The 21227-nt window shown below is 62.4% G+C and carries 22 protein-coding genes; 11 read left to right on the forward strand and 11 right to left on the reverse strand.

What is annotated here, in order from left to right:
* Positions 1-214 precede the first annotated feature (214 nt).
* From nirB to IVA95_RS29715, 3 genes are read left to right on the forward strand one after another with little or no spacing between them, the layout of a single operon-like run.
* Positions 215-2674, forward strand: a complete 2460-nt coding sequence (nirB, locus tag IVA95_RS29705; protein ID WP_247513721.1) for a nitrite reductase large subunit NirB — start codon at positions 215-217, stop codon at positions 2672-2674.
* Entirely contained in the window at positions 2671-3006 is a 336-nt protein-coding gene (gene nirD / locus IVA95_RS29710) for a nitrite reductase small subunit NirD (RefSeq protein WP_247513722.1), read from the forward strand. Before nirB ends, nirD begins: the two co-directional genes overlap by 4 nt.
* A gap of 12 nt (positions 3007-3018) precedes the next feature.
* On the forward strand, positions 3019-5676 hold the full coding sequence (locus IVA95_RS29715) for a nitrate reductase (RefSeq protein WP_247513723.1): 2658 nt from the start codon (positions 3019-3021) through the stop codon (positions 5674-5676).
* An 83-nt stretch (positions 5677-5759) separates the two neighbouring features.
* On the opposite strand, the gene IVA95_RS29720 is transcribed toward IVA95_RS29715, so the two are convergent.
* The 3 genes from IVA95_RS29720 to IVA95_RS29730 form a co-directional block, all read right to left on the reverse strand.
* Positions 5760-6614, reverse strand: coding sequence for a hypothetical protein (locus tag IVA95_RS29720; protein ID WP_247513724.1), 855 nt, complete (start codon positions 6612-6614; stop codon positions 5760-5762).
* Between the two features lie 194 nt (positions 6615-6808).
* Positions 6809-7999 carry a Na+/H+ antiporter NhaA gene (nhaA, locus tag IVA95_RS29725; RefSeq protein WP_247513725.1) on the reverse strand — a complete coding sequence of 397 codons (1191 nt, stop codon included), beginning with the start codon at positions 7997-7999 and terminating at the stop codon, positions 6809-6811.
* Positions 7996-8634, reverse strand: a complete 639-nt coding sequence (locus tag IVA95_RS29730; RefSeq protein ID WP_247513726.1) for a TetR/AcrR family transcriptional regulator — start codon at positions 8632-8634, stop codon at positions 7996-7998. Before IVA95_RS29730 ends, nhaA begins: the two co-directional genes overlap by 4 nt.
* Before the next feature lie 153 nt (positions 8635-8787).
* Here IVA95_RS29730 and IVA95_RS29735 point away from each other — a divergent pair, with 153 nt between their 5' ends.
* The 8 genes from IVA95_RS29735 to IVA95_RS29770 all read left to right on the forward strand — a co-directional run bounded on the left by IVA95_RS29735 (position 8788) and on the right by IVA95_RS29770 (position 14327).
* The gene (locus IVA95_RS29735; protein WP_213249156.1) at positions 8788-8997 is read left to right on the forward strand and encodes a ferredoxin; all 210 of its coding nucleotides are present in this window, start codon (positions 8788-8790) and stop codon (positions 8995-8997) included.
* A 60-nt stretch (positions 8998-9057) separates the two neighbouring features.
* Positions 9058-10278 (forward strand): cytochrome P450, encoded by a 1221-nt coding sequence (locus tag IVA95_RS29740; protein WP_247513727.1) that lies wholly within the window; start codon positions 9058-9060, stop codon positions 10276-10278.
* 222 nt (positions 10279-10500) lie between these two features.
* Complete coding sequence (locus IVA95_RS29745) at positions 10501-11034, forward strand: VOC family protein (protein ID WP_247513728.1); 534 nt, start codon at positions 10501-10503, stop codon at positions 11032-11034.
* Positions 11035-11128: 94 nt separating this feature from the next.
* Positions 11129-11689 (forward strand): carboxymuconolactone decarboxylase family protein, encoded by a 561-nt coding sequence (locus IVA95_RS29750; RefSeq protein WP_247513729.1) that lies wholly within the window; start codon positions 11129-11131, stop codon positions 11687-11689.
* 63 nt (positions 11690-11752) lie between these two features.
* Positions 11753-12178, forward strand: a complete 426-nt coding sequence (locus IVA95_RS29755) for a DOPA 4,5-dioxygenase family protein (RefSeq protein WP_247513730.1) — start codon at positions 11753-11755, stop codon at positions 12176-12178.
* 254 nt (positions 12179-12432) lie between these two features.
* Complete coding sequence (locus tag IVA95_RS29760; protein WP_247513731.1) at positions 12433-13368, forward strand: DUF2778 domain-containing protein; 936 nt, start codon at positions 12433-12435, stop codon at positions 13366-13368.
* Positions 13365-13634: a hypothetical protein gene (locus IVA95_RS29765; RefSeq protein ID WP_247513732.1), complete on the forward strand. Its 270-nt coding sequence runs from the start codon at positions 13365-13367 to the stop codon at positions 13632-13634. The genes IVA95_RS29760 and IVA95_RS29765 overlap by 4 nt, the downstream gene beginning before the upstream one ends.
* An 81-nt stretch (positions 13635-13715) precedes the next feature.
* On the forward strand, positions 13716-14327 hold the full coding sequence (locus IVA95_RS29770; protein WP_247513733.1) for a nuclear transport factor 2 family protein: 612 nt from the start codon (positions 13716-13718) through the stop codon (positions 14325-14327).
* Here the strand turns inward: IVA95_RS29770 and IVA95_RS29775 are convergent.
* Genes IVA95_RS29775 through IVA95_RS29810 form a run of 8 tightly spaced genes read right to left on the reverse strand, consistent with a single transcriptional unit; the run spans position 14320 to position 21074 of the window.
* The gene (locus IVA95_RS29775) at positions 14320-15360 is read right to left on the reverse strand and encodes a uroporphyrinogen decarboxylase family protein (RefSeq protein WP_247513734.1); all 1041 of its coding nucleotides are present in this window, start codon (positions 15358-15360) and stop codon (positions 14320-14322) included. The genes IVA95_RS29770 and IVA95_RS29775 overlap by 8 nt on opposite strands.
* A gap of 37 nt (positions 15361-15397) precedes the next feature.
* Positions 15398-16267 (reverse strand): fumarylacetoacetate hydrolase family protein, encoded by an 870-nt coding sequence (locus tag IVA95_RS29780; protein WP_247513735.1) that lies wholly within the window; start codon positions 16265-16267, stop codon positions 15398-15400.
* The gene (locus IVA95_RS29785) at positions 16264-16929 is read right to left on the reverse strand and encodes a polysaccharide deacetylase family protein (RefSeq protein ID WP_247513736.1); all 666 of its coding nucleotides are present in this window, start codon (positions 16927-16929) and stop codon (positions 16264-16266) included. Before IVA95_RS29785 ends, IVA95_RS29780 begins: the two co-directional genes overlap by 4 nt.
* A gap of 11 nt (positions 16930-16940) precedes the next feature.
* Positions 16941-17741 (reverse strand): ABC transporter permease, encoded by an 801-nt coding sequence (locus tag IVA95_RS29790; protein WP_247513737.1) that lies wholly within the window; start codon positions 17739-17741, stop codon positions 16941-16943.
* Positions 17742-17748: 7 nt separating this feature from the next.
* Complete coding sequence (locus tag IVA95_RS29795; protein ID WP_247513738.1) at positions 17749-18546, reverse strand: ABC transporter ATP-binding protein; 798 nt, start codon at positions 18544-18546, stop codon at positions 17749-17751.
* Positions 18525-19280 carry an ABC transporter permease gene (locus tag IVA95_RS29800; RefSeq protein WP_247513739.1) on the reverse strand — a complete coding sequence of 252 codons (756 nt, stop codon included), beginning with the start codon at positions 19278-19280 and terminating at the stop codon, positions 18525-18527. The genes IVA95_RS29795 and IVA95_RS29800 overlap by 22 nt, the downstream gene beginning before the upstream one ends.
* A 10-nt stretch (positions 19281-19290) precedes the next feature.
* The gene (locus IVA95_RS29805; RefSeq protein ID WP_247513740.1) at positions 19291-20262 is read right to left on the reverse strand and encodes an ABC transporter substrate-binding protein; all 972 of its coding nucleotides are present in this window, start codon (positions 20260-20262) and stop codon (positions 19291-19293) included.
* Between the two features lie 47 nt (positions 20263-20309).
* Positions 20310-21074 carry a GntR family transcriptional regulator gene (locus tag IVA95_RS29810; protein WP_247513741.1) on the reverse strand — a complete coding sequence of 255 codons (765 nt, stop codon included), beginning with the start codon at positions 21072-21074 and terminating at the stop codon, positions 20310-20312.
* Positions 21075-21227 lie beyond the last annotated feature (153 nt).

The following is a 21227-nucleotide window of genomic DNA, read 5'->3' on the forward strand; positions in this document are numbered from 1 at the left end:
TTAACGATTTACTGGCTGACGCCGCGTGTTGCGCCCGAAGAATTACGGGTTCGGCGTTGGCACGTCTCTTGAATACGTGAGATATCGATTGTCATAGTCGACGATACTCTGCCCGCCGATGGGCGCTCCTCAATCATCAATTATCTCGCCGATCGAACGATGCACAGTTGCGTCGCCGAGCGGAGCCATCGGAACCTGGATCAGAAGGCAGAGCATGCTCGATAAAGTAAACAAGCCAAAGCTGGTGGTGATCGGCAACGGAATGGCCGGCATCCGCACGGTGGAATTGCTGCTCGACCGAGCGCCCGATCTCTATGACATCACCGTCTTCGGGTCCGAGCCATACGGCAACTACAACCGAATTCTACTATCGCCCGTGCTTGCCGGCGAGAAAACCGTCGACGACATCATGCTCAACACGGTGCAGTGGTACGAGGACAACGGAATAACGCTGCGCAAGGGCGAAATGATCGAGATGATCGATCGGCGTACCTGCGAAGTTGTGACGAGAGAGGGCGCGCGGGTACCTTATGATCGCCTGCTGATCGCCACCGGCTCGAACCCGATCATGTTGCCGCTTCCGGGCAAGGACCTCCGGGGCGTCATCGGCTTTCGCGACATTCAGGACGTCGAGCACATGGTTCAGGCCTCGACGAGCTTCAAGAACGCCGTCGTGATCGGCGGCGGTCTGCTCGGCCTCGAGGCTGCCAACGGCTTGATGAAGCGCGGCATGAACGTCAGCGTCGTGCATCTGCTCGACACGCTGATGGAGCGCCAGCTCGATCAGGTCGCAGGTGGATTGCTGCGCAAGTCGCTGGAAGAGCGCGGCATGGTGTTCAAGATGCCGGCGCAAACGGAGGCTATTCTCGGGCAGGATCGCGTGACCGGCGTGCGCTTCGCCGACGGCGAGGAGATCCCTGCGGATCTGGTCGTGATGGCAGTCGGCATCCGCCCGAATGTGGAGCTGGCGCGCAAGGCAGGGCTGTATTGCGAGCGCGGCATAGTGGTCTCCGACACCATGCAGACTTACGACGGACGAATCTATGCCGTCGGCGAATGCGTGCAGCACCGGCGCCAGACCTACGGTCTCGTGGCTCCCTTGTTCGACCAGGCCAAGGTTTGCGCCAACCACCTCGCGATGAAAGGCTTCGCTACCTATGACGGGTCGGTGGTTTCGACCAAACTGAAGGTGACCGGGATCGACCTGTTCTCCGCCGGCGACTTCGCGCCGGGTGCGGACAAGGAAGAGATCGTCATGCAGGACGCCTCCCGCGGCGTCTACAAGCGCATCATTCTGCGCGACAAGAAGATCGTCGGCGCCGTGCTCTATGGCGATACCATCGACGGTCCGTGGTACTTCCAGCATCTGCGCGACGGCACCGACGTTTCGCAGATGCGCGAGCGACTGGTGTTCGGCGCCGCCAATCTCGGCGATGGCGGCCATAGCGGCAAGAACTCGGTCGCCGCCATGAGCGACGATGCGGAAATCTGCGGATGCAACGGCGTCTGCAAGGGGACGATCGTCAAGGCGATCAGCGAAAAGAAACTCTTCACGATCGACGACGTGCGTGCCCACACCAAGGCATCATCGTCATGCGGCTCCTGTACCGGTCTGGTCGAGCAGGTTCTCGCTTTCACGCTCGGCGGCGACTATTCGGCGGCGCCGAAGGTCAAGCCGATGTGCGCGTGCACCGATCACAGCCACGATGACGCGCGCCGCGTCATCGTCGAGAACGGATTGAAGACCATCCCCGATGTCATGAAGTTCATGGACTGGAAAACGCCGAACGGGTGCCACTCCTGCCGGCCTGCCCTGAACTATTATCTGCTCGCGACCTGGCCCGGCGAGTATCGCGACGATCAGCAGTCGCGCTATATCAACGAGCGAGTTCACGCCAATATCCAGAAGGACGGAACGTACTCTGTCGTGCCGCGGATGTGGGGCGGCGTCACGACGCCGGATGAATTGCGCGCCATCGCCGACGTCGCGGACAAGTTCAAGATTCCGACGGTCAAGATGACCGGCGGACAGCGCATCGATCTTCTGGGCGTGAAGAAGGAGGACCTGCCTGCGGTCTGGGCCGATCTCAACAATGCAGGCATGGTGTCGGGCCATGCCTATGCCAAGGGGTTGCGAACGGTGAAGACCTGTGTCGGGTCGGAATGGTGCCGTTTCGGCACGCAGGATTCGACCGGCCTCGGCATCAAGCTCGAAAAGTTCATGTGGGGCTCGTGGACGCCGGCCAAGGTGAAACTCGCGGTCTCCGGCTGTCCGCGCAACTGCGCGGAAGCGACCTGCAAGGACGTCGGCGTCGTCTGCGTCGATTCCGGGTTCGAGATCCATTTCGCCGGCGCTGCAGGTCTTCACATCAAGGGGACCGAATTCCTGGCGAAGGCAGCGACGGAAGAGGAGACGCTCGAAATCATCGTTGCGCTAACGCAGCTCTATCGCGAACAGGGCTGGTATCTGGAGCGCATGTACAAATGGTGCGATCGGGTCGGTCTCGATGCGATCCGCAAGCAGGTGGTTGACGATGTCGCCAACCGCAAGGCGCTGTTCAGCCGCTTCGCCTATTCGCAGCAATTCTCGCAGAGCGATCCCTGGGCGGCGCGCGCCCAGCGCGGCGTCGACCGTAACGAATTCACCCCGCTGGCGGAGCTCGAACTCGCATGACCAAATGGATCGAAATCGGGGCGTTGAACGACATTCCCGTTCTCGGCTCGCGCGTGGTGAGGACGGGCTCTGGAGACATTGCGGTATTCCGGACCAGCGAGGACGAGGTGTTCGCGCTCGACGACCGCTGTCCGCACAAGGGCGGACCCTTGTCGCAAGGCATCGTCCACAACAAGCGCGTGACCTGTCCGCTGCACAATTTCGTCATCGAACTCAAGAGCGGCATGGCGGTCGCGCCCGACGAGGGATGCACGCGCGCGCATCCGACCAAGGTGGAGAACGGCATGGTCTGGCTAAGCGTCCAAACGGCAGCGGCTGTGCCCGCCGAGTGAGGGTGATCGCCTGTGCCAGTGAAGACAACCTGTCCGTATTGCGGGGTCGGCTGCGGCGTTGTCGCTGACAGGGGTCCCGCCGGCGCCGTGACCGTCCGGGGCGATCCGCTGCATCCGGCCAATTTCGGGCGGCTGTGCGCGAAAGGCTCGGCGCTCGCCGAGACCATCGGCCTTGAGGGGCGGCTGCTCGCCCCTGTGGTCAACGGGCAGGAAACGAGCTGGGATACGGCGCTCGATCACGTCGCGGAGGGATTTGGTAGAATCGTCCGCGAGCATGGACCGGATTCCGTCGCCTTCTATGTCTCGGGCCAGATTCTCACCGAGGATTATTACGTCATCAACAAGCTCGCCAAGGGCTTTATCGGCACCGCCAACATCGACACCAATTCCCGGCTGTGCATGGCGTCGAGCGTGGCGGGCCACAAGCGTGCGTTCGGCAGCGACACCGTTCCGGGCTGCTATGAGGATCTCGAAACCGCCGATCTTCTGGTCCTGGTAGGCTCCAATGCCGCCTGGTGCCATCCGATCCTCTACCAGCGCATGGTGGCCGCCAAGGCCAGCAATCCCGCGTGCCGCATCGTCGTCATCGACCCGCGGCGGACCGCAACGTGCGACGGCGCCGATCTGCACCTGCCGCTTCGCTCGGGTAGCGACTCCGTGCTGTTCAACGGGTTGCTTGCGCATCTTGCATCGCGCAACGCCATCGATCGCGCATTCGTGGATGGCTTCACCACCGGCGCCGAAGCCGCGCTGCAGCAGGTCGCCGGCCAGACGGTTGCGCACACCGCCGACATCTGCGGTCTGTCCGAGGGCGCCGTGGCGTTGTTCTTCGACTGGTTTGCCAAAACCGAGCGGGTCGTCACGCTCTATTCGCAAGGTATCAACCAGTCGAGCAGCGGCGTCGACAAGGTCAATTCGATCATCAATTGTCATTTGCTGACCGGCCGCATCGGGCGGCCCGGTATGGGGCCGTTCTCGCTGACCGGACAACCCAACGCCATGGGCGGCCGGGAAGTCGGCGGGCTGGCCAACCAGCTTGCCGCCCATATGGAGATCGAGAACCCGCGGCACCGCGATATCGTTCAACGCTTCTGGCAATCGCCTGTGATCGCGGACAAGCAGGGCCTCAAGGCCATCGACATGTTCGACGCGATCGCCGATCGGCGCATCAAGGCGGTCTGGATCATGTCTACCAATCCGCTGGTCAGCCTGCCGGATGCCGATCGCGTGCGCCGCGCGCTTGAGGCATGCGAGCTTGTCGTCGTGTCCGACTGCATGCGGCACACCGACACTACCCGGCATGCCCATGTATTACTGCCTGCGCTCACCTGGGGCGAAAAGGACGGCACCGTCACTAATTCCGAACGCCGCATTTCTAGGCAGCGATCGTTCCTGCCGGCGCCCGGCGCTGCAAGGGCTGATTGGCGAGCCGTTTGCGACGTCGCCCAGCGCATGGGTTTTTCGAGATTCGACTATCCGAGCGTTGCCGCGATCTTCCGCGAGCACGCCCGGCTTTCCAGTTTCGAGAATGAAGGGACGCGCGATTTCGATCTGTCCGCCCTGAACACGCTCGACGATCGCGCCTACGATGCGCTTACTCCGATCCAATGGCCTGTGACGCGCGAGTATCCGACCGGTACGCCGCGGATGTTCGAAACGCGCGAATTCTTCACCGCCGACCGCAAAGCCCGTTTCGTGCCGGTGACGCCGCGTGCTGCCGTGAACGTGACCAGCCGCGACTATCCGCTGGTGCTCAATACCGGGCGGGTCCGCGATCAATGGCACACCATGACGCGGACCGGGAAATCGCCGCGGCTGCTGGCGCATGTTTTCGAGCCCTGTGCCGAATTCCATCCCGACGATGCGCGCATGGCAGGCGTCGAGAATGGCGGGCTCGCGCGGCTGACGAGCCCCTGGGGCGAGATGGTGGCGCGCGTTGTCGTCACCGCCGAGCAGCGGCGCGGCTGCGTGTTCGTGCCGATGCACTGGAACGGCGAGTATGCCGGCGATGGCCGGGTCAACGCGCTGGTCAATCCGGCGACCGATCCGATCTCCGGGCAGCCGGAATCCAAGCACACGCCGGTCAAAGCGGCGGCTTACTTGCCGAAATGGCATGCCTTCATCCTCAGCCGCCGGGAGATCGAGCGTCCCGAAGCGGGTTATTGGGTCGGCGGGCTTTCAGGGACCTGCTGGCGGATGGAGCTCGCCGGCGACGAGCGGCCGCCGAGCTGGCGCGATTGGGCGCGGGCGCAGCTCGGCGTCGGACACGACATCGAATGGATTGCCTATCGCGATCCGAAGGCCGGCCGGTTCCGCTACGCCGCTGTTCGCGACGGCCGGCTGGAAGGTTGCGTGTTCATCGCGCCCGATCACAAGCTGGTTTCGCGGTCGTGGCTCTCCGGCCTGTTCGCGGAACAGGAATTGTCACCGAGTGCGCGGATGTCGCTGCTGACCGGACAGCCGCTCGATACAGGCGACGACATCGGGCCGATCGTCTGCTCGTGCTTCGGCGTCGGCCAGCACCAGATCTCGGCCGAAATCCAGAAAGGCGCGACCAGCGTCGACGACGTCGGCCGGCGCCTGAAGGCCGGCACCAATTGCGGTGCCTGCAAGCCGGAGATCGGCAAACTATTGCGCGGCGTGGCCGTGCGCGACCCGCATCCGGCATGAGAGTGGCCCGATCGCAGGTTCCGATCCGTCAAACGGCTGTTGCCGGACCATCGGCCTCGGCGGCTCCTGCAGTAACGTCGCCGCTAGTTCTTGATCGCGTAGAGCGGCGTTCGCAGCGTTAGCTGATACGATGGCTTCGGCGTCCAGGCGATCTGCGCGGTGATGCCGAACAGCCGATTATCGTCGTCATCCATGCGGTCGAGGTCGAAGCGCACGATCGGCTGCGTGAACGCGGGAAACGGCGTCAGGTTCAGAAGCTGCGCGCCGCCGAAGTGCTGCACGCCGAAACGGCCGGTGAACTTCCAGTTGTTGTCCCAATGATAATAGCCGCCGACATAGCCCATGACGTCGGGACTGACGCGGGCGAACGGGGTATCGACCAGAACCCTGGTGTATTGCATCCCCGCCAGCAACCCGCGCGTCTCATCCGTGTCCAGCGCGTAGCCCGCCTCGAGGATGGTGTTGTAGGCCGTCGTGGCCAGCGGCGCGTCCGAAATCGATCGCGTCGCATTGGCTTGGATGGTGATGGTCGGAAACATTCCGCCGTTCTGTTGATAGAGGTCAGCCTGAAATCCGACGGTGAAGGCGTAGATCGAGAACATCGTCCAGGGATCGGTACCCGCCTGCGAGGTGGCTCCGCTGACCCCGCCATAGACCGAGAGCCGATCATTGACGTCGACGGTCAACGGCAGGTCGACCGAGACGCTTTGGATGGACGGCGAGGTAAGGGTTCGGAGTGAGGAAAGGTTCGCCAGCCTCGATAACAATGGAGGCGCGCTGAATCCGATCGAGAGCGAGCCGGCGGGCAGCGTCGAGTAGATGGTTCTCATATCGAGGTAGAAGTTCGGCAGGGCTGGTTTTGCCTTGGCCGCATCCTCCTCACCGTCGCCTTCGTCTTTTCCAAGCGCAAGGCCCGTAACGCAAAACCACACCAGCATACCGAGCGCTACGTTTCTGACGGATCGCGCTGGCGCGAGTTTCAGACGGCGCGGTGCAGTGGATCTGGTAAAGCTCGTGCTCAACCGGCGTTGCCCTTGACTGGACAAGCTAGATCATTTGCCCATGGCGAATACAAGCAGCGGCTGCCATCCGGGCTTCGATCTCATGGGCGGTGTGGCGCGTTTGCTCCGCCCTATCGGGAAGCCGGAACTTCGTTTGATCGGCCGAGGGCCGCAAAAAGCAGCGCGGCGACGATGCCGGACAGCAGTGAAGCCGCGAGGACGCCGAGCCGGACCTGTTTCAGCACCGCCTCGTTGTCGAAGGCCAGCGTTCCGATGAAGAGGCTCATGGTGAAACCGATGCCGGTCAGGATGGCCGTTGCATAGAACTTCGTCGTCGTGGCCCCGTCCGGCATCGCAGCGAGGCCCAGCCGGACGGCAAGCAGAGAGGCGCCGAAGACCCCGATCTGCTTGCCTATGAACAGCCCCGCGATGATCCCAAGTGGTATCGGCTCTGTCAGCTTTTCCAAGGTCAGTCCATGAAACGATACGCCTGCATTGGCGAAGGCAAAGAGCGGCACGATGGCGAAACTGACCCACGGCTTGAGTGCATGCTCGGTGTCCTCGAGCAGGCTGTGCCCATTATGCCGGGTCAGCGGCATCGCGAAGCCGACAGCGACACCGGCAAGTGTCGCATGCACGCCGGACTTGAGCACGCAGACCCAGGTGAAGAGACCGGCGATCAGATAGAATGCGGGCCTTCGCACATCGAGCAGGTTGAGAACCACGAGCGCAGCGATGCCGAGTGCGCCGAGCCCCAGCGCCAGAACCGAAAGATCGGCGGCATAGAACATCGCGATGACGATGATAGCCATCAGGTCGTCGATGATCGCGAGCGCTAGTAAAAAAGTTTTCAGCGAAGCCGGTACCTTGCGTCCCAGCATGGCGCAGACGCCGAGCGCAAAGGCAATGTCGGTGGCTGCCGGTATGGCCCAGCCGCGCAACGCCTCGGCATCGCCCCAGTTGACCGCGGCAAAAATGGCGGCCGGCGTGATAAATCCGCCGAACGCGGCGATCACGGGCAATGCCGCTTTCTTCGGGCTCGCCAGCGCACCCTCGATCGCCTCGCGCTTGATCTCGAGGCCGACCAGCAGAAAGAACACCGCCATCAAGCCGTCGTTGATCCAGTGTTCGAGCGTCTTGCTCAGTCCGATCGATCCGATCCGCACCTCGCCGGTCGTATGCAACAGCGCCTGATACTGCGAGCCGAGCGGCGAGTTAGCGACGATGAGCGCTGCGGCGGCGGCGATGCCAAGGGCGATACCGCCATAAAGGTCGATATTGTCGGCAGTGTAAGGCGCGGCCGTCGGAGCCTTGGCCGTCATGAACCAGCCTTGCCGGCCTTCTCGATGGCAACGGACAGCGCGAGCTTGGTTTCCTCCACCATATCCTCGACCAGCTCTTCCCGGCTGACATGGGCGGCCTGGCCGGTGAGCAATCCCTGTTCGGCGAGCATCACCACGCCGTGCAGCGAGGCCCAGATCTTGAGAGCGCTCCGCTCGCGCAACAGCTCTACAGCGGGCGCCTCCAGCGCTTCTACCAAGAGCTCGAAGGTCTCCATTGCTGCACTATGCAGCTCGCTGCCTTTCGCCGCGCATGCCATGGTTCGAGACGCAAACATCAGGCGATAGATGCCGTTGCGGCGCAGGCCGAAATCAAGCGTGAGCTGCGCGAAGCGCGACAGCTTCGACTGCTTCGACGGTTTTTCAAGCGCCGCACGCATCATGGCGCTGAACTGGCGGAACGCTTCGGCCGTCACAGCCGTCAGCAGCGTCTCGCGATCGGCAAAATGCTTGTAGGGCGCGGGCTGCGAGACGCCGAGTTTCTTGGCCAGCGCGCTGATGCTGATCGCTTCGGGACCGCCCAGTTCCACTTCATGCAACGCGGCCTGAACCAGGGCATCTCGGAGATCCCCGTGGTGATAGGCATTCAGCGCTTTGCGTGCAGGTCGAGGTGGCATTCAGTTCCATGATCTATAACTTTTGCCTTGACAGCACAACGGCAACGCGAATGTAATACGATATAACTTCGCGGTGCTCCGGCGGGTCTGTGCCGCTGCGCCGACGGAAAGGCAGCGCGAGAAAATGCGCGCCACAAAGAGGGAAACGCTGCGATGGCTGCAAAGCTGAAGATCCGCGTCGACCAGGACAAATGCCAAGGACACGCGCGTTGTAAATCACTGGCACCAGAACTGTTCGACCTCGACGAATTCGGCAACGCGCACGAAACAGGCGACGGTTCCGTGCCTGCGGGCCTGGAAGACAAGGCCTGGCTCGCTCAGAGTAACTGTCCGGAAATTGCCATCGAGGTGACCGAAGAATAATCCGGTCGCGGATCTTTCATCCATCACGATCTGAACGAACCAAGCAGAGGAATTGCTCCGATGTCCGATTCCGCCAGCATCATGCCCGAACATCCGCCAGTCACCGACTGGATCAACGATTTCGACCATACTGACCCGGTGTGGACGGAAGATCCATTTCCGATCTGGGAAAAGCTGCGCGCGGCTTCGCCGGTCGTTCACACCGAGCGCTTTCTCGGCTGCTATATGCCGACCACCTACCAGGCGGTGAAGGAAATCGCCTACGACACCGAACACTTTTCTTCCCGACGTGTGATCGTGCGCGACGTTCGGCCGGAGATCACGGCCCGCGCGCCGCCGATCACCTCCGACCCGCCCGAGCACAAGCCGGCCAAGCAAATTCTGCTGCCGCCTTTCACTCCGGACGCGATGAAGAAGCTGGAGCCGCGGGTACGCGCGATCTGCAACGAACTGATCGACGAGTTCATTGCCGACGGCAAATGCGACGCCGCCGCCCGCTACACCAAGCATATTCCGGTGCGCGCCATCGCGCACATGCTCGGCATTCCGGAGAAGGATGGCGACCTCTTCATCAAATGGATTCACGACATCCTCGAACTCGGCATCAAGGACGACAACGCGCTGATGGAGGCGGTGAAGGAGATGACCGGCTATTTCGCCGGCCACCTCGAGCAGCGCAAGAAGAATCCGACCGACGATCTGATCTCGACCTTGATGAAGGCGAAAGACAAGGATGGAAATCCGTTGGCTGACGAACACGTGCTGGGTTCGCTGCGGCTGCTGTTGATCGCCGGCATCGACACCACCTGGAGCGCGATCGGATCCTCGCTGTGGCATCTGGCCAAGACGCCCGCGGACCGCGAGCGCTTGGTCAATGAGCCGGAGCTGATGCCGCTCGCGGTCGAGGAGCTGCTGCGCGCCTACTCGCCGGTGACGATGGCACGTGAGGTGATGAAGGAGACGACGATCAGCGGCTGCCCGGTCAAGCCCGGCAACATGGTGCTGTTGTCGTTCCCGGCCGCCAACCGCGATCCCGCCATGTTCCCCGACGCCGATAAGGTCATAATCGACCGCAAGGAGAATCGCCACGCCGCGTTCGGCCTCGGCATTCACCGCTGCGTCGGCTCCAATCTCGCCCGCATGGAAATGACGGTTGCGATCGAGGAATGGCTGAAGCGGATTCCGGATTTCAGGCTCGACCCGGCCGGCAAGGTCACATGGTCGGAAGGCACCGTTCGCGGTCCGCGTCAGTTGCCGCTGCTGTTCGGGAAGGAGAATTGAGGGCCGGATAGGGCGTGACTTCACCTCTCCTGCTTGCGGGGAGGTCGCATCGCATCCAAAGATGCGATGCGGTTGAGGGAAGCTCTCTCCACACGAACAGCGTGATTCGCGGCGACACCCACCCCGGCCCTCTCCCGCAAGCGGGAGAGGGAGGAGAACGCCGAAGCGGGTACTGTTCGATCTAATCTCGCTACACCGCCGGCAAGCACAGGGGAGGTCGCGATGAGTCGTATCTTTGGCGCGGTTTGCCAGAACGGATATGTCGTACGGGATATCCGCGCCGCCATGGATCACTGGGTCAATGTGATGGGCGTGGGGCCCTGGTACTACATCGACAGGGTCAAGACCGATTACTTCCGCCACCGCGGCCAGGACTCCATCATGGAGATGAGCGTGGCGCTCGCCAATTCCGGCGATCTCCAGATCGAGCTGATCCAGCAGCGCAACGACGCGCCCTCGATGTACAAGGAGTTTCTCGACTCCGGTCGCGAAGGCTTGCAGCACATGTCGTACTGGACCCGCGAATATCAGACTCTCTACGACCGCGCGCTGTCGCTTGGCTATAAAGTGGGGCATGAGGGGCAGATCGGCGGCGAAAAAGGCCGCTTCGCCTATTTCGATACCCAAGCCCATCCCGGCACCGTGGTGGAGATTTCAGACATCAGCGGAAGCAAGGGAAGTTTCTTCGAGCACATCCGCCGGGTTGCCGCCGATTGGGACGGCTCCGATCCGATCCGCGAAGTCGGCGGCCGCTGAGGGATGTGCGATCCGGCACCCGTGAAGTAAATTACGACCAGAGCGCGGGAGCGTCTCGCAACGGCAATAAGAACAGCAGCGCAAGGAGAGGCGAGTGGCCAGACTTCCCCTGATCGATCCGGCAACAACCAGCGGCGACGTGCGTGCATCCTTCGATCGGATGCCGGTCGTATTGAACATCTTCCGGATGATGGCGCATGCCGAGGCCAATTTCATTCCGGCGATGCGGTTCGCCAATTCGATCCTGCACCGCCAGAAGCTCAGCCACGTCAATCGCGAATTGCTGATCCTCCAGGTCGCGCAATGCGAGCACGGCGAATATGAGTGGCGGCAGCATGTTCCGATTGCGCTCGGCGTCGGCGTCACCCAGCGGCAGATCGACTGCATCGAACAGGGCAACTACGGGGACGCCGCGTTCAATGCCGCCGAAAGGGCGCTGCTGGCGTTCGGCCGCGAGGTGATCGAGAACGTGCGTGTTTCAGAACCGGTCTTTGCCGCCATGCGCAAGCATTTCAGCGAGCAGGAGATCGTCCAATCGATTCTCGCGATCGGCTTTTACATGACAATGGCGCGACTGACTGAAGCGACCGGGGTTGACCTTGACCCTGCCGCTGGGATGACCGTCTTCGAGAGCGGCCAGAAGCGAACGGGCTGACATTGACCACGCCCCCGGTTGCAGCGATCATCGGCCGGTCCAACGATAGCGTGGAGCACAGCGATGACGAGTGAGCCCGGTTCGAGCGGTCCGCGACCGCTAGGCGAAATTGCCAGCTATCACGCCCACATCTACTACGATCCGGCGACCACGCGGGCTGAGGCCGAGCAACTGCGCACGTGGATAGGCGAGCGCTTTTCGGTCACGCTCGGACGGTGGCACGACGTCAAGGTCGGGCCGCACGATCAGGCCATGTACCAGGTCGCCTTTGCCCGCGAGGTGTTTTCTGAGTTGGTCCCTTGGCTGATGCTCAACCATGGCAAATTGAGCGTCCTGGTCCATCCGAATACGACCAATCCTCGGCGAGACCATCTCGCCGATCCGATCTGGATCGGGCCGGCGCTGGCCGTACATGGCGATAAGCTGCCAGAGCACGCCGAGATGGAAGAGGCGCCGGCACCCAATACCAATCCAATTCTCCGGCCTTGAGCGCGGCTCCGCCGGTCGGAAGCCCCGGTCCGTTTACCAATACAAGGCTTGAACCTGTGAATTCGGCCGGTCATGATGGCCGAAAGCGCCTGTCTCGATTATGCCTTACTTTGGTTTGCATTATATTGGGACTTATTCGGTGAATCCCTTAGGAACTATTCGATTCCGAAGCGCCGATCCGGGGACGAATGGATAGAGCCAAGACCAGCGCAGCCGGGCTTGCGTCAAGCCGCGGTAGCCGATTGCTCCGTGAGATGGCATTCGGCACGGCGGCGCTCGCCATGGCATTGGGGTTGGCCGCCTGGGTGACCGATTTCGACGTGGCCGGCTTGGTCAAACCCGCATCCGCGAATGTCGGCAGCACATCCTCATTCGACGAGCGCTTCGGCTCCGCCTCGGTGCGTCGTTCGCTGGCCCTCAATTATCCCTGGCGTGCCGCCGCCCGCCCGCAGCGCGCTGACTTCGACGCGGAGTTCGCGTACATCGAAATCCTGTTGGGCGGACAATCGCGCGAGGAGCAATCGCGTGAGGAGAACGTGCAGCCTCCGCCGCAGGCCCCGACAGTCGAAGCGGCAATCCCGCTCCCGAGGTCTCGGCCGGTCCTGGCCAACCTTCAGTCGGTGAAAAGCGATCCGCAGCCGGTCTCGTCCGACAACCGCACCATGTTCGAGAAGCTCGCCGATCTGGTGCCGATGCGCTTCTCGCTGGCCTCGTTGACGCCGGGGGATGGGCTGCTCAGCGAGCGCAAGGATCTGGCGGCGCTAGGCTATGACAGTCAGACCGCCGTCTATGATATTTCGGCCCGCGCCGTTTACCTGCCGAGCGGCACCAAACTCGAGGCACACTCAGGGCTGGGCAGCCTGATGGACAATCCGGCGCACGTCGACCAGCGCATGGTCGGCGCGACGCCGCCCAATATCTACGATTTGAAGCCGCGCGAGAAACTGTTTCATGGTGTCGCGGCGCTGCGCATGACGCCAATTGGCGAAAACGAAATGCACGGGCGAACGGGCCTGCTTGTGCACAGTTACCTGCTCGGGCCCAACGGTGATTCCAACGGCTGCGTCTCGATCAAGGACTACGACAGGTTCCTGCAGGCTTACCGGAACGGCGAGGTCAAGCGGCTCGTCGTCGTGCCGAGTCTGCGCGAAGGCCTCACCGCGTCGCGGCGTTCGCCATCCCCATCATGACCGCAGTTGCGGGCGATGCCGCCTGTTCCGACACCCCGCTGCGGGCGGTTTTCAAAATCAGCCTGAACGGCAATACGGTATCGATCGCGACCGTCGGTCAGGCCTATCGCTTCATCACCAATCTCTCATCGATCGAATGGATCGAATTTCGCGCGCTGCACGCCGATGCCGTGCAAGCACTGCAGGGCGCAGCTGATAACGCGATGCTGACCGTACAGGCGACCAATGCCTTGCGTGCGCTGTTCGTCCGCGCGAAGCTGTTGTGAAGGCGCCCGCCTGTCGGTGGAAGTCCCACGGTTACGCCTCATGGACGTTTGAGAAAATATGTCCCAAGGGAAAATGCCCGCATGCCCATAAGTCACGCCGAAATTGAAGACGATCGCTTGATCCGGGAATTGTTGCAGAACTGGGCGATCTGGCGCGATGCCGGCGACTGGGAGCGTTTCCGCACGGTCTGGCATCCGGACGGCCGCATGATGGCAACCTGGACGCAGGGCACCGGCGACGAGTTCATCGAAATCAGCAAGCAGGCCTGGGCCAAGGGCGTCAGCATCCTGCATTTTCTCGGCGGCATCTCCGTCGACTTGGCGGGAAATCGCGCGATTGCGCAGACCAAGATGACGATCTCGCAGCGTGCCGAGGTCGAGGGCGTGCTATGTGACGTGCTCTGCACCGGGAGATTCTACGACTTTCTCGAAAAGCGGCAGGGACGCTGGGGTATCGTGCTGCGCCAGCCGATCTATGAGAAGGATCGCATGGACCCCGTCACGCCGGGCACGGTCCCGGTGCTGGACAAGGCCCTCCTCGAGCAATTCCCGCCGGGCTACCGCCATCTCGCCTATTTGCAGACCCGTATCGGTTACACGGTCAAGCGCGATATGCCTGGCCTGAAGGGACCCGAGGTCGAGGCTTTGTATGCGCGCGGTGTGGCGTGGCTGCAGGGCAGGCCGCTTAGCTGATCTCCTTGCGCACCGTCGCTGCGGCGTCGCACATCGCCTTCAATTTCCCAAACGCGATGTGGCGCGGCATGTATTTCATGCCGCAATCGGGCGCGATGACCAGCCGGTCGGAGGCGACGTGCTTGAGGCCGTTGCGGATGCGGCCGGCCACCACATCGGCGGATTCGATCTCGAGGTTGCCGAGGTCGAGCACGCCGAGCATGATCTTCTTTGACGACAGATCCCTGAGCACGCCGAGATCGAGTTTCGGCTGCGCAGCCTCGATCGAAATCTGCTCGGCACTGGTATCGGCAAGTTCGGCAAGGAAGGAATAGCCGGCCGGCTTGGTCGAGCCGGGGACGACCGCGGCATAGCCGAAGCACAGATGCACCACGGTCGGTACAGTGATGCCTTGCAGGGCGCGGTTGATCGCCTTCACAGCGTAGCGGCGGGCAAGATCCGGGTTGTTGCGCACCCAGGGCTCGTCGAGCTGGATCACGTCAGCGCCGGCCTTTTGCAAATCGAGCGCTTCGGCGTTGACGGCTGACGCGAATGCCATCGCCAGTTCTTCGTCGTCTTTATAGAATTCGTTCTTCGCCTGCTGGCTCATCGTGAACGGGCCGGGCAGGGTGATCTTGGCCGCGCGATCGGTGTTCTCTCGTAGAAATTCCACGTCGTGCAGCTCGACCGGGCCGCGGCGCTTTACCGGACCGACCACACGCGGCACCGGCGTTTCGTGTCCGCTACGCGAAGTGATCATCGCCGGATTTTCGTCATCGATGCCTTCAAGCGCGGTGGCGAAGCGATTGGAATAGCTTTCGCGGCGGATTTCGCCGTCGGTTACGATGTCGATGCCGGCGCGCTCCATGTCCCTGATCGCAATGATGGTGGCGTCGTCCTGCGCTTCTTTCAGGTGCTCCGCAGGCAGTCGCCACATCGCGTGCAGGCGCGTGCGCGGCACCACCTTCGACAACATCGCGCGATCAACTAGCCATTCCGGCTGCGGGTAGCTGCCGACGACGGTGGTCGGCAGCAGATGTTTTGGCAGGTTCATCATCGTCTCCGTGCTCTTGTTATTGCGCTCTCAATCTTCAAGCCGCGCGCGTCGCGGCCGCCGCGACCTCGTCCTTCACAGGATTGCGCAGCACGCCGATGCCGGACACCTCGACCTCGACCACGTCGCCATCCTTCATCCACAGCGGCGGCGTGCGATAGGCGCCGACGCCGCCGGGGGTGCCAGTGACGATGACGTCGCCCGGGACGAGCTCGGTAAACGTCGAGCAGTAGGCGATCAGGGCAGGGACGTCGAACACGAGGTCCGAGATCGGCGCGGCCTGCACTTCGACGCCGTTGAGGCGGGTCGCAATGGTCTGCTTGCTGATATCGGGGATTTCGTCCGTCGTGACCATCCATGGTCCGAACGCGCCGGTGCCGACAAAATTCTTTCCCGGTGCGAATTGCGAGGTGTGGCGCTGCCAGTCGCGGATGCTGCCGTCATTGTAGCACGCATAGCCCGCGACATGCGCGAGTGCCTCTTCCCGCGAAATCCGGCGGCCGGCCTTGCCGATGATCACGGCCATCTCGCCCTCGTAATCGAAACGTTCGGATTCCAATGGCCGGATCATCGGCTGGCCGCCGCCGACCTGACTGTTGGCGAAACGCGTGAAGATCATCGGATGCGGCGGCGTGGGATGGCCGCTTTCGGCAAGGTGCGTGGCGTAGTTGACGCCGATGCAGAAGATCTTGTCCGGGTCGGGCACGGTCGGCAGCAGCTCGATTTCGGCCGATGCGTAATCGGGACGCTCACCCTGCAGCGCCCTTAGTTGGTCTAGCGATCCCTTGGCGAGCAGCGACTTCAGGGTCGGATAAGCCTTAAGCCGTTTTCCGGCATCGATAATGCCTGCGTTCGTGACCAGGCCGTAGGTTGCCGTCTGACCTGCCTTGAAACTCGCGATCCTCATGCTGTGACACTCTCTTCGATGTTGGAAACGTAGGGCTGGATGGGCAGCACGATCTTGCCCGACCGGATCGGGACGCAGTCGGGTGGAAAGTCCTGGTGGAAGCGCGCGCCGGCTTCCTCTGCTCGGTCGAGAAAGCGCTCAAGGTGGTCCATGGCGCCGCCAGGCAGATCGTGCAGCACCATCAGGCTCCACGGCTGCGAGCGGCACAGGTCGAGGGCCCGGTTGACCCAGCTATCGGGATCGTCCCAGTCGCGCGGGATCGCATTCCAGAGTACGCAGCTATGCCTGTTGCGGATGAGATAGTCGACGACGGAGGGCTTCAACAGCCGCTGATCGAGATTGCCGCCGCCGCCGAACGGTCTGAACCAGCGCTCTGCATGGGCGAGGTCGCCGATCGCGTCTTGCGTTCGGCCGATCTCGCTTTGTGCGGCTTCCGGATCGCGTTGCTGCCCGAGCGGCACGGTGTGCGCAAAGGTGTGATTGCCGATCCAATGGCCTTCATCATGCGCGCGCACCGCCAGCCGGCGGCGTTCACCATCGCCAAGCTTTTCGCCGATCACGAAGAAGCTGGTCTTGATGCCGCGCTCGCGTAAGGTATCGAGCACGCGCGGCGTGACGCCAGGTTCGGGCCCGTTGTCGAATGTCAGGGTCAGGTCGAACACGCAACCCTCCGTCACGTTGCAGGCTGCAGGGCAGTCGGCGCGACCTCACCCGCGGAATCTTGCCCGGCGCGTGTGCCGGTCTGCCAGATCGCGGCCTTGCGCTCGATCCATTTGATGGCGGCGTTGAAGGCGATCGCCATCGCCAGCACCAGCAACACGCCGGCGAACACATGCGGACTGTCAAGGATGGTGCGGTAGCGCGAGATCAGATAGCCGATGCCCGCGGACGAGATCAGCATTTCCGACACCACCACGCCGACGATCACGAGTGCGCCACCGACGCGCAGTCCCGACAGCACGGTCGGGATCGCCGCTGGAATGATGACGCGAACCAGCCGCTGGCTCAGCGTCGCGCCCATGCTGCGGGCGGCCAGCAGCAATTGCGGATCGATGGTCTGGATGCCTGCGGCAGTCGCCAGCATCGTGGGCAGAAAGCCATAGATCGAGGCGAATGCGATCTTGGATTCCGAACCGATGCCGAGCCAGACCGTGAAGACGGGATAGAGGATGACCAGCGGCACCGCATAGAGGCTCGAGACCATCGGCATGATCAGGATGCGGGGCCGCGGCAGACTGCCAACGATGGCGCCGAGCAGGATGCCGCCGCCGCAGGCGAACGCCATCGAGATCGCGACCTCGTAGAGCGTGACGGCAAGGGCGTGGCCGTACTCGCCCGCCTCATTCCATCCGGCCGCGAGCGTGGAGGACAAGGACGGCAGAAACAGTTCCGGAATGAAGCCGGCGCGTGGCAGGATTTCCCACAGTGCAATCAGGCCGATCACGATCAATCTGCGAAGTGTTGCCGCGCTCATGCCAGCCTCATGCCGATTTGCGGATGTGCCGCCAGATGCGGTCGCGCAGGCTGCCGAACGCGTCGCCGCTCAGCATCTCATAGGTACGCGGGCGGGGCAGCGAGACCTGCAGATGGTCGACGATGCGGCCGGGGCGCGGCGACATCACAATCACCTCATCGGCGAGATAGACCGCTTCCGTCAGGCTATGGGTCACGAATACCACCGTCTTGCCGGTCGCCGCCCAGATCCGCAGCAGCTCGTCGCCCATGGTCATGCGGGTCTGTTCGTCGAGCGCTGCGAACGGCTCGTCCATCAGCAGCACCGGCGGGTCCTGCACCAGGCCGCGCGCGATCGAGACGCGCTGCTTCATGCCGCCCGATAACTCGTGCGGATGGCGCTTGCCGAAGCCGTCAAGTCCAACGAGCTTCAGCGCGTCTTGCGCCCTGGCGCGGCGATCGCTCTTGGTGACGCCGCGCAGCGCCAGCGGAAACTCGACATTCTCTTCCGCGGTCAGCCAGGGAAACAGGCTGGCTTCTTGAAATACCACGCCGACCCGGTTCGGATCGGGCTGCGGGATCGGCGCGCCGCTGATGGTGATCGTGCCGGAGGTCTGCTGGCGCAAACCCGCCATCATCATCAAAAGCGTCGACTTGCCGCAGCCGCTCGGGCCGACCAGCACCACGAAGCGGCCGGGTTTGACGTCGAGCGAAACATCTTCCAGCGCGATGACGTCCTGTGTCGTGGTCTTGAAGACCTGCCCGACATTGCGGACCTCGATCGCGCCGGCCGGCTTCAGCGGGGTTATGTTCGCCAATGGCTGCATCGTGTTTCCACCCATCTGACCAGTTCGTTGAAAGCAATCGCGATGGCCGCGATCATCACCACGCCGGCCAACAATTGCTTCATCTGAAAGTTCTCGCCCCAAGTCGCGATCTGGTGCCCGATGCCGTCGCGCGAGGCGTACATTTCGGCGAGAATGACGCCGGTGAGATTGAAGATCATCGAGATCCGCAGCGCCTCCAGCAGAACGGGGAGCATGCTGGGCAGGTAGACGCGAAACGCGGTCTGCATAGGCGTCGCGCCATAGGAGCGGGCGACCGTCAAATGCTCGACCTTGACCGACTCCACCGCCGTCGTGGTCGACATGATCACGATGAAGATCGTCGAGAAGAAGCCGAAACCGACCTTCTGGGAGAAGCCGACGCCGAACACCAGGATGAACATCGGCAGGAAGATCGACTTCGGAATGCTGAAGGCAAAGAATAGCAGCGGCTTTGCCACGTCGGCAAAATAGCGGTTCTCCGCGATCAGGAAGCCGATCAGCGCGCCGACGGGAACCGCGAGCGCGAACGCGGTCACCACCTCGGTTGCGGTGACCGCCAGATCCTTGCGAACGCTCGCCCGCTGCAGGAGATCGCCGAGTGTGGTGAGGGTATCGGAGGCAGAGGGAAGCAGGCGCGGATTGACGATGCCGGTCCGCGACAGGATCTCCCATATCGCAAACAGCGCCACCACAATGGCGACCCGCGCCGCCTTTACCGCTAACCCGCTTTGCATGGCGCTTGTCTTAGAACTTGGTCGGAATCGGCTTGAACTGTGTCGAGATGATTTCCGCGGCCGGCCCAAGGTCCTTCATGCCGCCAGCTTTGGCCATGTCGAGCGCGAGCTGGAGCTGTTCCGGAATTTTCGGCCCGTCCATGCTGCCGTCGGTTTCCAGCTTCATGATCGTGTTCTCATATTCCAGCGCCGCGATCTCGGCGGGAATTTCATAGAGTTCGGTGACTAGCTTGACGGAGGCGTCCTTGTTGGCGCGCATGTACATCAGTGCGCCATAGAGCGCGTTCAGCGTCTTCTGGACGAGCTGCGGTTTCTCCTGCACGTATTTATCGAGCGCGATCCAGCCGGCGGCGAGGTTCGGCGGCACTTCCTTGGAGAAGTCGAGGATGGTGCGTGCTTCGCCCGATTTGGAGATCTGGAAGCTCAGCGGTGAATACACCACAGCGGCGTCCACATTCCCGGCGAGCAGGTTTGGCACCAGGCCGCCGCCGCCGACGGGAACGCGGGTGAACTCGATCTTTTTGTCCTGCTGGGTCCACAGCGCCAGCAGGTCGGAGCCGGAGCCGGCGGACGTGATCGCTACCTTCTTGCCATTAAGATCCTTGACGCCGAGCGTCGATTTCGAAAGCGTCATCAGCTGCCAGCCGTAATAGCCCATGGCGGCATTCGCGAGCACTTTGGAATTCACGCCCTTCTTGCGTCCGGCCGATACCAGCGAGGTCGCGTCCAGGATGACGTCGGCGGCGCCCGCCGCCATCGCCTCGAAGGTCTCGGCGCCGCCGCGATAGATCGTGAGTTCAGCCGTGATGCCTTCCTTCTCGAATAGTTTTTGGCGCACCGCGGTTTCCGCGATCGTCGTGGGCCAATAGGTCTTGGTGGGAAGACCGATGCGGACGGTATCGGCAGCCTGCGCTATGCCCGATACGCCAAGCACGCTGGCAGCGGTGATTGTTGCCAGTATTTGGCGTCGCGTGATTTTCATTGTGACGTTTCCCTTTACTTTTCTTGATTTGATCTTCGAACGGTCGATCAGGCGGTTTCGCCACCTCCGAACGTTTTGGGTGTAGCGAGCTCGACGAGGTGCATGGTCGTCATGAAATGCTTCGAGAGCGCCGCGACTGCAGCATCGGCATCGCGCTTGAGCACGGCACGCACGATTGCCGCGTGTTCGGCCTCGACGTCGCGTGTGTGTTCGGTGTTGCGCCGGATCGCAAGCCTTCGATATCGCTCGCTCTGCTCGTGCAGTACGTCGCGGAAGCCAAGCAGCCATTGGGAGCCGCAGGCGTTCACCAGCGTGCGGTGGAAGATGCGGTGCCGCACCACCCATTCCTCGTAGTGATGGGTCGGATCGTCGGGGTAGATGTAGGGCACGGCGCAGAGTGCCGCGAAAGATTTCTCAACCGAGGCAAGCCATGCCGCATCGCCGTGCTCGATCGAGCGACGCAGCGCCAAACCTTCGATATCGACGCGGGTCTGCGTCACGTCCCTGAGGTCGGCTGATGATACCGGGCTGACACGAAAGCCGCGCTGGTCGGACGCCTGCACCAAACCATCTGCGACAAGCCGTGACAGCGCCTCGCGCACCGCGGCGAGGCTGACCGAAAACTGCTTGGCGAGACCGGCGATATGCAGCTTCTGGCCGGGTAGCAGCCGGGTTGAGAGAATATCCGCGCGCAGCCGTTCCTGAACGGCGGAGGTGAGGCTTCGCGGCCGTTCGTCGGCAAGGCGCTCACCAAAGCTCAACCCGATACTGCTCATGGCGGGCAGCTTGGCGGGAGTAGGTGAGATCGTCAATCGAAAATCGATTTTTCGCCTAAGCCGCTGCTTACGTTTGAATTTCTTCCCGCCAGCTCGCTTCAGCCGACGAGCCTCGGATATCTCGCGATGAGCCGGATCAAAATCATCGTGACAATCTCCCTGCACCTGCTTTAGATAGTTCGCATGCGA

The sequence above is a fragment of the Bradyrhizobium sp. 157 genome (genome assembly GCF_023073815.1).
Lineage (GTDB): Bacteria > Pseudomonadota > Alphaproteobacteria > Rhizobiales > Xanthobacteraceae > Bradyrhizobium.